The 14,750-nt window shown below is 72.5% G+C and carries 13 protein-coding genes; 5 read left to right on the top strand and 8 right to left on the bottom strand.

Annotation, left to right across the window (positions count from 1 at the left end; all coding sequences use genetic code 11):
- Positions 1-45 precede the first annotated feature (45 nt).
- Together ACGFN2_RS13315 and ACGFN2_RS13310 are read right to left on the bottom strand one after the other, a co-directional pair.
- Complete coding sequence (locus ACGFN2_RS13315; protein WP_393359904.1) at positions 46-1,581, bottom strand: amino acid permease; 1,536 nt, start codon at positions 1,579-1,581, stop codon at positions 46-48.
- Positions 1,582-1,635: 54 nt separating this feature from the next.
- Positions 1,636-2,577, bottom strand: a complete 942-nt coding sequence (locus tag ACGFN2_RS13310) for a hypothetical protein (RefSeq protein ID WP_362607023.1) — start codon at positions 2,575-2,577, stop codon at positions 1,636-1,638.
- Positions 2,578-3,282: 705 nt separating this feature from the next.
- On the opposite strand from ACGFN2_RS13310, the gene ACGFN2_RS13305 reads away from it, so the two are divergent.
- The 3 genes from ACGFN2_RS13305 to ACGFN2_RS13295 all read left to right on the top strand — a co-directional run bounded on the left by ACGFN2_RS13305 (position 3,283) and on the right by ACGFN2_RS13295 (position 5,628).
- Positions 3,283-3,906 carry a hypothetical protein gene (locus tag ACGFN2_RS13305; protein WP_393359902.1) on the top strand — a complete coding sequence of 208 codons (624 nt, stop codon included), beginning with the start codon at positions 3,283-3,285 and terminating at the stop codon, positions 3,904-3,906.
- 182 nt (positions 3,907-4,088) lie between these two features.
- Positions 4,089-4,970, top strand: coding sequence for a DUF3761 domain-containing protein (locus ACGFN2_RS13300; protein WP_393359900.1), 882 nt, complete (start codon positions 4,089-4,091; stop codon positions 4,968-4,970).
- 136 nt (positions 4,971-5,106) lie between these two features.
- On the top strand, positions 5,107-5,628 hold the full coding sequence (locus ACGFN2_RS13295; protein WP_393359898.1) for a hypothetical protein: 522 nt from the start codon (positions 5,107-5,109) through the stop codon (positions 5,626-5,628).
- Between the two features lie 56 nt (positions 5,629-5,684).
- Here ACGFN2_RS13295 and ACGFN2_RS13290 read toward each other — a convergent pair whose 3' ends face one another.
- Positions 5,685-7,706 carry a GTP-binding protein gene (locus ACGFN2_RS13290; protein ID WP_393359896.1) on the bottom strand — a complete coding sequence of 674 codons (2,022 nt, stop codon included), beginning with the start codon at positions 7,704-7,706 and terminating at the stop codon, positions 5,685-5,687.
- 262 nt (positions 7,707-7,968) lie between these two features.
- Here ACGFN2_RS13290 and ACGFN2_RS13285 point away from each other — a divergent pair, with 262 nt between their 5' ends.
- Entirely contained in the window at positions 7,969-10,188 is a 2,220-nt protein-coding gene (locus tag ACGFN2_RS13285) for an NADP-dependent isocitrate dehydrogenase (RefSeq protein WP_362607017.1), read from the top strand.
- Between the two features lie 159 nt (positions 10,189-10,347).
- Here ACGFN2_RS13285 and ACGFN2_RS13280 read toward each other — a convergent pair whose 3' ends face one another.
- From ACGFN2_RS13280 to ACGFN2_RS13260, 5 genes are all read right to left on the bottom strand, one after another.
- Positions 10,348-11,046 (bottom strand): HAD family hydrolase, encoded by a 699-nt coding sequence (locus tag ACGFN2_RS13280; protein ID WP_393359894.1) that lies wholly within the window; start codon positions 11,044-11,046, stop codon positions 10,348-10,350.
- The gene (locus ACGFN2_RS13275) at positions 11,043-11,783 is read right to left on the bottom strand and encodes a phosphatase PAP2 family protein (RefSeq protein ID WP_393359892.1); all 741 of its coding nucleotides are present in this window, start codon (positions 11,781-11,783) and stop codon (positions 11,043-11,045) included. The genes ACGFN2_RS13280 and ACGFN2_RS13275 overlap by 4 nt, the downstream gene beginning before the upstream one ends.
- Positions 11,784-11,863: 80 nt before the next feature.
- A complete protein-coding gene (locus tag ACGFN2_RS13270; RefSeq protein ID WP_393359890.1) occupies positions 11,864-12,799 on the bottom strand; it encodes a M56 family metallopeptidase in 936 nt (311 codons plus the stop codon).
- Between the two features lie 137 nt (positions 12,800-12,936).
- On the bottom strand, positions 12,937-13,524 hold the full coding sequence (locus tag ACGFN2_RS13265; RefSeq protein WP_393359888.1) for a DUF5134 domain-containing protein: 588 nt from the start codon (positions 13,522-13,524) through the stop codon (positions 12,937-12,939).
- A gap of 149 nt (positions 13,525-13,673) precedes the next feature.
- Positions 13,674-14,060, bottom strand: a complete 387-nt coding sequence (locus ACGFN2_RS13260; protein WP_362607007.1) for a VOC family protein — start codon at positions 14,058-14,060, stop codon at positions 13,674-13,676.
- Between the two features lie 138 nt (positions 14,061-14,198).
- On the opposite strand from ACGFN2_RS13260, the gene ACGFN2_RS13255 reads away from it, so the two are divergent.
- Positions 14,199-14,732 carry a GNAT family N-acetyltransferase gene (locus tag ACGFN2_RS13255; RefSeq protein ID WP_362607005.1) on the top strand — a complete coding sequence of 178 codons (534 nt, stop codon included), beginning with the start codon at positions 14,199-14,201 and terminating at the stop codon, positions 14,730-14,732.
- The last annotated feature ends 18 nt before the right edge of the window (positions 14,733-14,750 follow it).

The following is a 14,750-nucleotide window of genomic DNA, read 5'->3' as shown; positions in this document are numbered from 1 at the left end:
GCGCCGTCGGGAACGGGCGCGTCACCCCGTGGCCGGGGGGCTCGCCTAGCGCGAGGAGGAAGCCGTCCGCTCCGGCGCCGGCGTCCGGGACGGGTTGCTCCGCGGGTGCTGCGGGTTGAGGAACCACTTGCGGGCGGAGACGAGCCACCAGGTACCGGCGAAGACCAGCACCGCACCCACGGTGAGCGGGGCGTAGTTGAACGTCTCCAGGGTCACCGGGCTCTGCTGGGGCAGCATGAACAGCACGGTGATGACCGCGACCCAGCCGACCGCGATCAGACCGACCGGCCGGGACCAGCGCCCCAGGTGCCAGGGGCCGCGCCGGAAGTTCTCCCCCTGGCGCAGCCGCAGCAGGGTGGGCACCACATAGGCGATGTAGAGGCCGATCGTCGCGATGGAGGTGACGGCGGCGTAGGCGGTCGTGTTGAACAGGTACGGCAGACCGAGCACGAACGCCCCGCCCGCGGCGAGCCACACGGCGTTCGTCGGGGTGCGGGTCCCCGGGTGGAGCTTGTGCCAGACGGCGGAGAACGGCAGCGCCCCGTCGCGCGAGAAGGCGTAGATCATGCGGGAGTTCGCGGTCACCGACGCCATCCCGCAGAACAGCTGGGCGCCGATGATGACCAGCAGCATCAGCTTGCCGGTGGTCGCGCCGAGCGCGTCCAGGAAGATCTGCGCCGGCGGCACACCGGTGCCCGACTCCAGGGCGCCGTTGTACGACTGGATGGCGAAGGTCAGGCCGAAGAGCAGCACGAAGCCGGCCGCCCAGGACACCACGATCGAGCGGACGATCCCCTTGGGCCCCTCGACCGAGGCGTTCTTCGTCTCCTCCGTCATATGGGCGGACGCGTCATAGCCGGTGAAGGTGTACTGCGCCATCAGGAGCCCGATGAGCGCGACATAGACCGCGGAGCCCCAGCCGGTGTTGTTGACGAACTCGGTGAACACGAAGGCGGGGGAGCGGTGCTTGTCGGGGATGACCAGCAGGGCGCCGACGATGACCACGACGCCGATCAGGTGCCACCACACCGAGACGGTGTTGAAGAAGCCGACCACGCGCACCCGGAAGGTGTTCACCACGGCGTGCAGCAGGAGGATCACGCCGAAGAGTGTGATCGTGTGGACGGGCGTGGCGGCGTAGTCGAATTGAAGGTTCAGATAGGCGTTGAGGAAGGACGCGGCGCCGAAGTCGATGCCCGCGGTCACGGCCACCTGCCCCAGCGTGTTGAACCAGCCGGTGAACCAGGCCCAGGCCGGTGCGGACCGCTGCGGGGCGAGCTTGTGCGCCCAGAAGTAGAGGCCGGCCGAGGTCGGGTAGGAGGAGCAGACCTCGGCCATCGCCAGGCCGACGAACAGGGTCATCAGACCGACGAGCACCCAGCCCCACATGATCAGGGCCGGGCCGCCGGTGTTCATGCCGAAGCCGTACATGGTGAGGCAGCCGGACAGGATGCTGATGATGGTGAACGAGACGGCGAAGTTCTGCCGCCCGGACATCGACCGGTCCAACGTCTGCGCGATGCCGAGTTCGGCCAGGCGCTCCTCCTCCGTCTGCGTGACGCTTGGAATGTCCAGTGGCATGGCTGAGCCTCTCCTGTTGGTGGCGCGGTACATGCGGAACGACATCGGCAGGCGCTACGGCGCTGACCCCTTGACCGCCCACTTCCGATGACGGGTGAAGAGCTGCTGGGCCTCTCCGCAGTAGCTCCACGGCACGTCGGTGGCGTACGGGCCGATGGCGTCGAACACCTCGGCCGCCGCCCGGTGCTGGTTCGCGAAGGACATCGCGTGGGCCAGGTAGTTGGCGTCCTCGTGGAAGGCGGCGTGCGGCATGGAAGGCGCCCGGTACGTCCACCAGTTCACCCAGGCCTGCTGGGTCGACGGGTTCTCCGTCCACGGGTGGACCGTCAGGCCGTACCGGTGACCCTCCTTCTTCATCCGCGTACGGTGCGACTCGGCGAGCGCGACCAGCGGCAGGACGTGCAGCGGCATCCCGCGCGGCACATGGGCGCAGCGCTCCTGCGCCCAGTGGAACATCTCGCCCGCGACCCCGTGCCAGTCCGGGAACATGTAGGTGAGCAGCTCGTGATGCGCCTCCCTGTTCCACGGGTCGCGCTCCTCGACCTCCCGCCACACGCTGTGCACCGTCTGCCGCCACTCCCGGTCGCGGTCGGGGGAGTGGAAGCGCAGCAGGGCGAGCATGACGACATACGGCGTCGGGTCGGCCGGCAGGACGTCACCGGCGGCGTGGCAGGTCTCCCAGGCCTGTTCCATCTCCGCGCCGCTGCCCTGCCCCCGTGGGCCGGCCATCGAGCGCAGGGCCTGGACGGTGGCGAGCAGGGCCAGGGCGTGCGGTGAGCGCGGTTCGGCCTGGGCCCAGGTGTCGGCGAAGGTGAGCCGCGCCCCGGCACGGGCGAGCACCTGGAGGCGGAAGATCCGGCGGTCCCAGTCGGCACCGGTCGCGGTCAGCAGTTCGCGCGCGCCTTCCCATCTGCCCATCGCGGCGTCCTCCAGCACGGCGCGCAGGCGGGTGTCGTCCCGCGCCGGATGACGGTCGAAGGCCGGCTGGCGTCTCACAGCGGTTCCGCCGACGTTCTCTCGGGTGAGGGGAACCGTGCCTCACCGCGCGCAAGGGAGCTGTCAACAGGCACTTCTCAGGCCTCCGGGAGAGCGTGCGCCAGGGGGACGCCGATGTTGGGGGGAGCGCGTCGTCGTGAGCGAACGACCAGGGGACCGGCAGGCCCCGTCTCTCCGGCGTCCTTGCCGGGCGGGGCGACGAGGGCGTGGGGCGAGCCGGTGGGGTGCCGGTCCCGTGCCGCTGCTGAGACGCCTGTGCGCAGGCGAGAGCCCGATACGACCGTGAGGGGCAATCACCGCAATCTCCTGTACGTGGCATGCATGGGTTGCGCAAGTGGACTGTCAACTTCGTTCATGAAGTGGTGACTTGAGAAAGAAGACTATTCACTGACGCACGGCCGCGCACATCGCTTTGGTGATAAAAGTCGCGCGAGGTGGCTTCTCTGAGTGACGAGCCGAGGCTGTCCGTGGTCGACGACCGGCCCATCGCCCCGCGATGCGCGCCGAGTTGGACACCGCGACGATGACCGGCCCGGCCGCGAGCCGAATCCGGTACGCACCCGCGTCCGGCAAGCCCCGCCGTGCGCCCCGGTGTCACGATCACCCCACTTCGGTCACGACATCATCACAGGTTCTTCACTTCACCTATTTCGACGTTCAACCACTCGCTATTCTCCCTGTTCCTGACACCTTGGGGGGATCGTGATGAACCAGCAGTTTCCGTCTCAGCCCGGACAGCAGCCGCCGACGCCGATCGGGATGTACGCCCCGCCGCCGCCGAAGAAGATGAGCACCGGCGCGAAGGTCGGCATCGGGTGCGGTGGCGCCTTCGGCGCGCTCCTCCTGCTCGTCGTCATCGGCGCCGCGGTGGGCGGCGGCGACTCCGGAACGCAGCCCGGGAAGCCCGGAACGGCCGTCGCCGCACCGGCCGAGGATCAGGCGAAGGACAAGGAGAAGGAGACCGCCGAACCGGCCGGGGCCGAGCCGGAGAAGAAGTCCGAGGCGAAGCCGAAGGCCGAGCCGAAGAAGAAGCCCAAGGCGGCTCCGCAGTCCTCGGCCGACCGGTTCAAGGCCTTCGTCGCACAGCACGGGAGCGCCGAGGAGAAGGCCGCCATCAGCCATGTGACCAAGGTCCAGGGGGCCGAGGAGCAGAACGACATCCTCGACTCGGCCGACGTCTACACCGACTTCACCGGCGGGATGTTCGGCCCCCACCAGAGCGAGGGCAAGCTGATCGCCTCCGCCTTCGCCGACTGGAAGGACTCCGAGAACGGCCTGGTCACCGTGTATGACGCCAAGGGGGAGATGCTCTCCAACGGCAACTTCTGACCGCCCCGGCGCGACGGGAGGGCCGTACCGCCCCTCGTCCGGCCGCCGGCCGGCCTCGCGCCTCCACCACCTGTCCCCCCGGGTTCGGCCGGGCGGCGGCTCGCGACCGTGGGCAGGGCCATGCATGCCGGGGAGCGTGCAGCCGCAAGACAGGGGGCCATGTGACCAGGAACCAGCAACCCATGCCGCCGCAGGAGAAGAAGAACGCCCGGCTCGGCTGCGCCGTCATCGCCGCCTTCGCGCTGCTGGTCGGCGGGTGCGCCAACCTGATGGACGGCGACGACGACAGGGGCACGTCCACCAGCAGCACCGTCTCCGACGCGTCGGACGACGCCTCGGAGGTCTCCGACGGCTCCGGCGCCTTTGCCGACTCCGGTGCGCCGGACGGCGCGAACGGCTCCGTGACCGTGCCGGACTACAGCGGCCGCACCCTCCAGGAGGCGCAGGACGACGCGCAGGGCAGGGGCCTCTACCTGCTCTCCAGCCGGGATCTGTCGGCCCGTGACCGGGCGCAGGTGTGGGACCGGAACTGGCAGGTGTGTGACCAGGACCCGGCCGCCGGGTCGGTCATGGCGGACACCGAAACCCTGACCTTCACCGTCGTGCGGACCAGCGAGAGCTGCGACGACCCCGACGAGGCGGAGTCCGGCGGCGACGACGGCACGGACGAGCCCGCGGCCGAGCCGACGGACGATCCGACGCACGACCTGACGGACGACCCGATCGAGGCCGGCGACTCCGGCAGTTCCGGCTCCGCCGGGTCGTCCGGTTCCTCCGGCGACTCCGACGCCTTCGCCTCCTCGGGCTCGTCCGGCACCTCCGGCTCCTCCGGGAGTGGCTCCTCCGGCGGTTCCGGCTCCTCGGGGGCGACCGGTTCAGGTGACGGGAGCGGCTCGTCGAGCAGTGGCGGGAGTGCCGCGAGCGGCGGTGAGGAGCAGCCGCAGACCCCGGCGGGCGCCTCCGCGCGGTGCAACGACGGGACCTACAGCTACAGCGCGCACCGGCGGGGCACCTGCAGTCACCACGGCGGGGTCGCCGTCTGGCTGCGGAGCCTGCCGGCCTGAACCGCCGCCGGTCCGGGGAACGACGGGGCAGGAGGGGCGGATGACACGCGATGACACGCGCGGGAATCCGCCCCTACAACCCTCAACGGCCTTGGGAGGTCTTCACGACACCATCACACCTGCCAGGGGGGCCACCATGTCGTACTCGCAGCGGTCCGCGCCGTCCGGTCAGCGGTTCCACCCGATGCCGCCGCCACCCGCGCGGCAACCGGTGCGGCCGCACTCCGCGCTCACGATCGTGGTGGGTGCCGGGTGCGCCCTCCTCGTCTGCGGGCTCGGTGTCGCCGTCGGCGGCGGCAAGAAGGCCGAGGCGCGGCCCGTTCCCACCGTCACCGCCAGGACGGAGCAGGCCACGGCGGAGAAGTCGAACGGGACGCCCGGCCGCACCGTGAAGGCGACGGCGCCCGACAGGCCCGTCCACGCGGCCGGTCCGGGCAGCTACCTCGTGGGGAAGGACCTCGCACCCGGCGCCTACCGGACCGGGGGACCCGCCGGACCCGACGCGCCGCGGTGTTCCTGGACGCGCGCCAAGGCCGGCGGCGGCGAGCGGGCCGGCCTCGTCGCCGAGGGCACCTCCCGGGGCCCGGCCCGTGTCACGGTGCACGAGGGCGAGACCTTCGCCACCACGGGCTGCCGACCGTGGACGAAGGCTGGCTGACGGACCGTCGCTTTCCGGTCCGCGCGAGCACGCCCGCGGCGCCCGGCCGGGACCGGTCACCCGCCCTCGGGGCGCCCCGCGACCCGGCGCACGACCTTCAGCAGATACTCCTTGCGATGCAGCGGATCATGGTCCGTCCGCGCCCGGACCGGGACCTCGCCGTGCACCGGCTGGTACCCGGCGAAGGCGCACTCCAGCACGCCCTCGCCGCGGGTCAGCCCCGGCAGCCGCCGCTCCAGTTCGTGCACCCGGGCCACCGGGATCTCGCCCTCCAGCAGGCACTCCGCATCCCGCACCGTCTGCGTACGCGGCACCGCGTGCAGCCGGGCGAGCAGCGGCGACAGGGGGCCGAGCGTGTCCGCCGGGATCTCCAGCCGGAAGCGGTGCACCGGCTCGTACACCCGGGTGCCGGCCCGCCGCAGCGCGTCCATCAGCACCAGCGGCGTCAGCTGCCGGAAGTCGCCCGAGGTGCTCGACATGCTCTTGTCGAAGACGCCGTGCGCGTGGCTCTGCCGCGCCCAGTAGCCGGAGTGCGTCAGGGTCACCGTGCAGTCCTCGACCTGCCACCCGTACACCCCTTGCCGCAGCGTCTCGTGCACGGTCTCCTCGACGGCCCTCACGAACGCGTGCGGCATCGAGCCGAGTTCGACCTCCAGCCGGAAGTCCGATCCGGCGCCGGCCGGTGCCGGATCGACCCGGAGCCCGACGGTCGCGAGGAAGGGATTGGGGTCCTCGGCGATGATCTCGAACGCCGCGCCCGGACCGGCGGGCCGCTCGATGCACAGCGGCGTGGTCGCGTGGAAGTCGGCCTCGACGCCGAACTCCTCGGCCAGCGTCGCCTCGATGACTTCCTTCTGCACCTCGCCGTAGAGCGACAGCGAGGTCTGCCCGCGCGAGCCGTCCCGCCGCAGACCGATCAGCGGGTCCTGTTCGGCGAGCCGGGTCAGCGCGAGATGCAGTGCCCGCCGGTCGGCGGGGCGGCGCGGGACCACGACCGTCTCCAGCGTCGGCGGGGCGAAGTGCTGCCGCGATCCGGGAGCCTCCGCGGCGCCGACGCCGTCGCCGGTCCGGATGTCGCCCAGCCCCCACAGCTTGCCGATCCGGCCCGCGGCGACCGCGTCCCGGCGGGGTTCGGCGCCCCGGTCGAAGACGCTGATCGCGGTCACCTTGGCCGGGCTGCGCCGCGGGGCGCCGGGGCCGTGGAAGGGCAGCGGGTCCCGGGTCCGTACCGTCCCCGAGAACATCCGGACGTAGGCGATCTTCTCCCCGGCCGGGCCGCGCTCCACTTTGAAGACCGTGCCGGACACCGGGCCGTCGGCGGCGCCCGTGGCGGCGGGCAGCAGCTCGGTGAGGCCGGCCCGCAGTGTCTCCAGGCCGGCACCGGTGACGGCCGAGCCGAAGAACACCGGATGCACCAGCCCCCGCCGCGTCTGCGCCGCCAGTTCCCCGCGCAGCCGCCCGTAGGAGACGGCCGAGGGGTCCTCGACATAGGCGGTCAGCAGCGCGTCGTCGTGCCGGGTGAGCAGGTCGGCGAGCCGTTCGGTGAAGCCGGTACCGGCCGCGCCGTACGGGGTGACCCGTGCCGCGCGGGTGCCCGGGCCGTCCACGGCGGCCATGGCGACGGCGTCCGGGGTCAGCCGCCCGGCGATCTGCCGCAGCACCCGCTCGCCGTCCGCGCCCCGGCGGTCCACCTTGTTCACGAAGATCAGGGTCGGAATGCACAGCCGTTGCAGGGTCCGCATCAGGACGCGGGTCTGTGCCTGTACGCCCTCCACGGCGGAGACCACGAGCACCGCGCCGTCCAGGACGTTCAGCACCCGCTCCACCTCGGCGATGAAGTCCGGGTGGCCGGGGGTGTCGAGCAGATTGACCGTGACCCCGTTCAGGGCGAACGACACCACGGCGGACCGGATGGTGATGCCCCGGCGCCGCTCCAGCGCGAGGGAGTCGGTCCGGGTACTGCCGTCGTCGACGCTGCCGATCTCGTCGATGACCCCGGCGGCATGCAGCAGCCGCTCGGTCAGGCTCGTCTTACCGGCGTCTACGTGCGCCAGAATTCCCAGGTTCAGTGCGTGCACCAGGCGTCATGTCCTTGCGATCGATGGAAGTTCCCTTCTGGGCGGACATGGGTGCCTTTGGCATGGTGATGCTCCTTTTCCGGGTCGGTGGTTGCCGGTAGCAGAGCAGGCGGCCCGTCGGGCGGGCAACCGGTTTTCACCGGTCGCGCCATGTCGGAACCATTTCCTCCGCTTTTGCCCGGGGCGGGGTCCTGTCGAGCGGGAGGCGCTCACGAGATATCTTGATGTCGAGCAATGTTGCAGACGTGGAGCGGAGCACCCGGTGACTGACTCGACCATCATCTACACCCACACTGACGAGGCCCCGGCCCTGGCGACGTATTCGTTCCTGCCGGTGATCCAGGCGTACGCGTCGACGGCAGGTGTCAGCGTGGAGACCCGTGACATCTCGCTGGCCGGGCGCATCATCGCGAGCTTCCCCGAGCACCTGGAAGAGGGGCAGCGGATCGACGACGCCCTCGCCGAGCTCGGTGAGCTGGCGAAGACTCCCGAGGCGAACATCATCAAGCTGCCGAACATCTCGGCCTCGATCCCGCAGCTGAAGCAGGCCATCGCCGAGCTTCAGGAGCAGGGCTACGCACTGCCGGCCTACCCGGACGACCCGAAGACCGACGAGGAGCGCGACATCCGCGCCCGCTACGACAAGGTCAAGGGCAGCGCCGTCAACCCGGTCCTGCGTGAGGGCAACTCCGACCGCCGCGCCCCGGCGTCGGTCAAGAACTACGCCAAGTCCAACCCGCACCGCATGGGTGCCTGGACGGCCGACTCGAAGACGAACGTCGCCACCATGGGCGTCGACGACTTCCGCTCCACCGAGAAGTCCGCGGTCATCGGCCAGGACGGCACGCTGCGCATCGAGCTCTCCGGTGACGACGGCTCCACCACCGTGCTGCGCGAGTCGGTACCGGTCCTCGCGGGCGAGGTCGTCGACGCGTCCGTGATGCGGGTCGCCGCGCTGCGCGAGTTCCTCACCGCGCAGGTCGCCCGCGCCAAGGCCGAGGGCGTGCTGTTCTCGGTGCACCTGAAGGCCACGATGATGAAGGTCTCCGACCCGATCATCTTCGGCCACGTGGTCCGCGCCTTCTTCCCGAAGACCTTCGCCCAGTACGGCGAGTCGCTCGCCGCCGCCGGCCTGACCCCGAACGACGGCCTCGGCGGCATCTACAAGGGCCTGGAGTCGCTGGCCGACGGCGCCGAGATCAAGGCGTCCTTCGACGCCGAGCTGGCCGAGGGCCCGGAGCTGGCCATGGTCGACTCCGACCGCGGCATCTCCAACCTGCACGTCCCCAGCGACGTCATCGTCGACGCCTCCATGCCGGCCATGATCCGCACCTCCGGCCACATGTGGGGCCCGGACGGCGCCGAGGCGGACACCCTCGCGGTCCTCCCCGACAGCAGCTACGCCGGCATCTACCAGGCCGTCCTCGACGACTGCCGCGCCAACGGCGCCTACGACCCGTCCACGATGGGCTCGGTCCCGAACGTCGGCCTGATGGCGCAGAAGGCCGAGGAGTACGGCAGCCACGACAAGACCTTCGAGATCCCGGTCACCGGCACCGTGCGCGTCCTCGACGAGAACGGCGACGCCGTCCTGGAGCAGGTCGTCGGCGCCGGCGACATCTTCCGCATGTGCCAGACCAAGGACGCGCCGATCCGCGACTGGGTCAAGCTCGCCGTCACCCGCGCCCGTGCCACCGGCAACCCGGCCGTGTTCTGGCTCGACGCGAGCCGGGCGCACGACGCCCAGCTCATCGAGAAGGTCAAGACCTACCTCGCCGAGCACGACACCGACGGTCTCCAGCTGGAGATCATGTCGCCGGTCGACGCGATCACGTTCTCCCTGGAGCGCATCCGCCGCGGCGAGGACACGATCTCGGTCACCGGCAACGTGCTGCGCGACTACCTGACCGACCTGTTCCCGATCCTGGAGCTGGGCACCAGCGCCAAGATGCTCTCGGTCGTCCCGCTGATGAACGGCGGCGGCCTGTTCGAGACCGGCGCCGGCGGCTCCGCGCCCAAGCACGTCCAGCAGCTGGTCAAGGAGAACTACCTGCGCTGGGACAGCCTGGGCGAGTTCCTCGCCCTCGCGGTCAGCTTCGAGCACCTCGCGCAGAAGACCGGCAACGCGCGCGCCCAGGTGCTCGCCGACACCCTCGACCGCGCCACCGGCACCTTCCTCAACGAGAACAAGTCGCCCAGCCGCAAGCTCGGCGGCATCGACAACCGCGGCAGCCACTTCTACCTCGCGCTGTACTGGGCGCAGGAGCTGGCCAAGCAGACCGACGACACCCAGCTCGCGGAGGCGTTCGCGGCCCTCGCCAAGACGCTCACCGAGCAGGAGCAGACCATCGTCGACGAGCTGATCGCGGTGCAGGGCTCGCCCGCCGAGATCGGCGGCTACTACCAGCCCGCCGTGGCGAAGGCCGATGCGGTCATGCGTCCGTCGAAGACCCTCAACCAGGCCCTGGCGTCCCTCAGCTGACGTAACGGCCGCGCATCCCTGCGCAACCCCCGCCGCCCCGGCCGGTGTCCCACCGGCCGGGGCGGTGCCGTCTCCGGCGTGCCCCGGCCGCCGGGCGGCCGGCGGGACCGGCTGAGGCCGTGAGCCCGCCCGCGCCCCCGGCCCGCCCGAGCCCGCCGGTCAGCCCACGAGGTCCAGCACCGGCCGCAGCCCGTCCGGACGCCGGTCCACCGGCAGCGGGTCCACCGGCAGGAACGAGCAGCCCACCGCGGTGGCACCGCCGTCCGCCGTGCGGTCGTCGCCCACCATCAGCACCGCGGACGGCTCCAGCCCCAACTCCTGGCAGGCCAGCGAGAAGAGCCGCGGGTCCGGCTTCTGGATGCCGTGCTCGTACGACAGCACACAGGCGTCCACCGAGCGGTCCAGGCCATGGGCGCGCAGCACCGGCCGCAGATCCCAGCCGATGTTGCTCAGCACGCCGACACGGATACCGCGCCGGTGCAGCTCCGCCAGCACCCCGGCGGCGTCGGGGTACGGCTGCCAGGCCTCCGCCGTCTTGTGGCGGTCGTAGAGCGCCTCGTACAACTCCGCCCCGGGGAGCGGCACTTGGCGGGCCAGGCCGGTGTACACCGCGCGGTGGTGGCCCGCGTCGCGGTCGCGGCTCTCCCACAGGCCGGCCAGTGCGGCGGGCAGCTCGGCGGGGGAGGCGCCGCCGGGCAGCGCACCGGCCCGTTCCAGCGCGGCCGCCCGGTGAGGGATCTCGGCCTCGGCCATGGCCGTACCGGACGCGGCCAGAGCCGCCCGCAGCCAGGACTCGGCGGGCTCGATCCGCAGCAGGGTTCCGGAGAAGTCGAAGAGCACACCTTTGATCGTCGTCATGTCCGCCTTCCTGCCCACATCGCGGCGCCGTTCCCCTCCCGGGGCCGGAATCCGCGGTACGCCGCTGCCGCCGCGGCCACCAGCGCCCCGCCCAGCAGCCAGCCCCCGACGACATCCGACAGCCAGTGCACACCCAGATACACCCGGGTGAAGCCGACGCCGACGACCGACACCACGGCCACCGCCCCGGCCGTACGGCGCCACAGCGGGCGGGCCCCGCCCAGCCGCAGCAGCCACAGCACCAGCGCGCCCGCCACCAGCGCGGACATCGCGTGCCCCGACGGGAACGCCGCGTAGTGCGCGGTGTCCACCGGGTCCGGCCAGACCGGACGGTCCCGGCCCACCAGCGCCTTCAGCACCTGCTGCAACCCCGTCCCGACGAGCGCGGTCACCGCGACCCAGGCCCCGAGCACCCGCTCCCCACGCCGTACCAGCAGCACGACCGCCGCCACCAGCACCGCGCGCATCATCCACGGGTCCCACAGCCAGTCGCTGAGCAGCCGGCTCAGGCGGGTCCAGCCGGGCTCGGTGACGGCCGTCCGGTGCAGCGCACCGGCCAGCGCACGGTCCACCGACAGCAGCGGACCCCAGGCCAGCACGACCAGGGTGAGCAGCAGACCGAAGACGAGGGTGCACAGCCCGGCGCAGCGGAGCGCCGGGCCGCGCGGGGCGGGTGCGGGGCGGCGTGCGTCGTCCACGGCGGACGACCGGACAGCGGGCGGCGGCGTCGGTGGCATACCACGATCCTCGCCGATACCCCGCACTCCGGGCGAACAGGCCACGTGCCGCGGGGCAGGCGGGAGTCTGACGACAGGTCCTAGGTCAGGGCGCGCAGCCCCGGAACGAAGGTCACCAGCAGCGGGATCACCGGCACCAGCGCCGCCACCGCGGTCATCCGCAGCCGCCGGCCCGGGGTGAAGCGGGGCGCGGGGGCCAGCAGCCGGTCCACCCGCGCCGGTACCTGGGCGAGCTGGGCCGGGCAGGGGCCGAACACCCCGCGGTCCTCGTTGAGTTCCACCAGCGCCAGGGCGATCGTCCGCCGGCCGAAGCGGCGCGAGGCCACATCGTCGGCGGCCAGCTCGACCAGCCGGTGCACCTGGTCGCGGAACGCGGCGAAGACCGGGACCTGCGGAAAGCCGGCGGCCAGCGCCGAGGCGCAGTACAGCAGGAGATCGTGCCGGGCCCGCGCATGACCCTGCTCGTGGGCGATCAGCGCATCGAGCTGATGCCCCTTCAGGCGGCGCAACGCCGAGGTGGTGACGACCAGTTGGGGTGAGGAGTGGGACAGCCACCAGGCCTCGGGGCGGTCCCCCTCCAGGACGACCAGCCGCTCCCCGGAGGGCTCCTCGCCGGGCAGCAACGGCGCACGCCGCAGCAGCTCGGCCCGCCGCTGCCGGCGACGGGCGCGCACCGCCCGTACCTCGCGGGTCAGCGCGAGGGCCGTCCAGGCGCCGCCACCCGCCAGCACCAGGGCCAGCGCCCCGGCCCACGGCCCGTGCGTCTGGAGCGCGTACGCCTCGACGACGACGCGGGGCGCGAACCCGAACACCGGGCTGCGGACGGACTCCCAGGCGGCGGCCGCGCTCAGCGACATCGCGAGCAGACAGCACAGCAGGACACCCGCGACCACGCACTGCCACACCCACAGGGCGAGCACCGGCTCACGGTCGGGCCAGTCGGAACGGGCCATCAGCCGCGGCGCCATTGCCGCGGCCAGCACGCCGAGCATCATCAGCGCGAGAGTGACCATCATGCCGTCACCCTATGAGCGCACGACGACCCGTTGGTACGGCCACGCGTCGGAAGTGATGCACACCACCCCCGCCCCCGTGCGCACGAGCACCGGGCGCGCCCACGCCGGTCTCCCGGACGGCAGTGCGTCACCGCACTTCACAGCGCCAGCAGCATCGCCAGCATGCCGATCCCCATCGCCACCCGGCAGGCCGGCAGCACCCCGGCGCCCGCCACCGCCACCGGCCCGCCCGCCACCGCTTCCCCGGCCCCCGCGCCGACGGCGGGCACCAGCCGGACGCCCGCCGCGAGCACGTACCCCGTGAAGTAGACCAGCAACAGCCCGGTCAGCAACGGCACCCCGCCCGGCGCCGCGTGCGCCATCGGGCCCGTCCCGCCCGCCTGTCCCATCTGCCCCATCTGCGCCGCGTGGCCCGCCTGTTGGGACGGCACCACCATCACCAGCGCCATGTACACCATGGTCAGGGCGCCAACCGCGTGATGCAGATGGCGCCGCGCCAGCGCCCGCAGCCCGGCCGCCCCGAACACCGCGGCGAACAGCCACGGCGACCACGACGACGGCGCCACCGGCCAGGCCATCGCCGCCATCCCCAGCGCCATCAGCCCCTCGCCGCGCACCTCGCCCCGCTGCCCGGCCGGTCCGGTACGCGCCCGCCACAGGCAGTACGCGCCGCCGGCGGCACCCAGCAGCACCAGCAGCCAGCCGACCCACGCCGGTCCGTGCACGGAACGCCTCCCCTCGCACCCGTACGCATCGGGGGCAGGATGCCCACCGGCCGCCCGGCACACGGGAGCGCACGGGCGCAAGGGGGGAGCGCGGCGAGGACGCCCGCCGGGGCGGTGTCCGCCCCGGCCGGACGGGGCGCGCGGACGCCTCAGGGCCGATAGCGCAGCGGATGGTCCGCCGGGACCTCGGTCAGCACGATCCGGTGGCCGTCCGGGTCGGCGATCCACATCTCGATCAGCCCCCACGGCTCCTGCACGGGCGGGCGCAGCACCTCCACCCCGTGCGCCACCAGCTCCCGGTGCGCCGCCGCCGCGTCCGCCACCTGCAGCCACAGCTGGAGGGTCTCGCCGGCCGGCACGGCGGCGCGCCCGGACACCTCCAGGAAGCCGCCGCCGAGGAAGTAGACCGTGCCGCGCTCGGGGCCGGTACCGAACTCCCGGTAGATCTCCAGCCCCAGCGCCTCGCCGTAGAACGCCCGCGACCGCTCGGGGTCGGCCGGCCGCAACAGCACCCTGCTGCTCAGTACGTGCACCATGCCCGGACCCTACGCCGCGCGCCGCGCGCCGCGCGGCACCCGCCGCCGCACGACCGTGACACCGGCCCTGACACGGCGGCCCCGCCGGTTGTTAGCCTCCTCGCAGCTACTCGTCCGCCCGAGAGGACTCCCCACGCCATGCCCACCAGCGAGCTGACCTTCCGTACCGCCCGCGACGCCGATGTCCCCGGGCTCGTCGCCCTCATCGAGTCGGCGTACCGCGGGGACGTCAGCCGCGGCGGCTGGACGACGGAGGCGGACCTGCTGGAGGGGCAGCGCACCGACCCGGAGGGCGTCACTGCCGTCGTGCGCAAGGAGACCGGCCGGCTGCTGATCGCCGAGCGGGACGGTGCGCTGATCGCCTGCTGCCAGCTGGAGCACCGCGGCGACCACGCCTACTTCGGGATGTTCGCGGTGCGCCCGGAACTCCAGGGCGGCGGCCTCGGCAAGCTGATCATCGCGGAGGCCGAGCGCACCGCCCAGGACGCCTGGGGCGCCCGGGAGATGCGGATGACGGTCATCCGCCAGCGCGACGAGCTGATCGCCTGGTACGAGCGCCGCGGCTACCGGCGCACCGGCGAGCTGACCCCGTTCCCGTACGGCGACGAGCGCTTCGGCATCCCCCAGCGCCCCGACCTCGAATTCGAGCTGCTGGTCAAGCCGCTCGGCTGAGCCCGGCCCCGGCGCCGC

Source organism: Streptomyces sp. NPDC048612, assembly GCF_043199295.1.
GTDB lineage: Bacteria > Actinomycetota > Actinomycetes > Streptomycetales > Streptomycetaceae > Streptomyces.
Note: the sequence above shows the minus strand (reverse complement) of the source record. Positions and strands in the feature narration are given on the sequence as shown.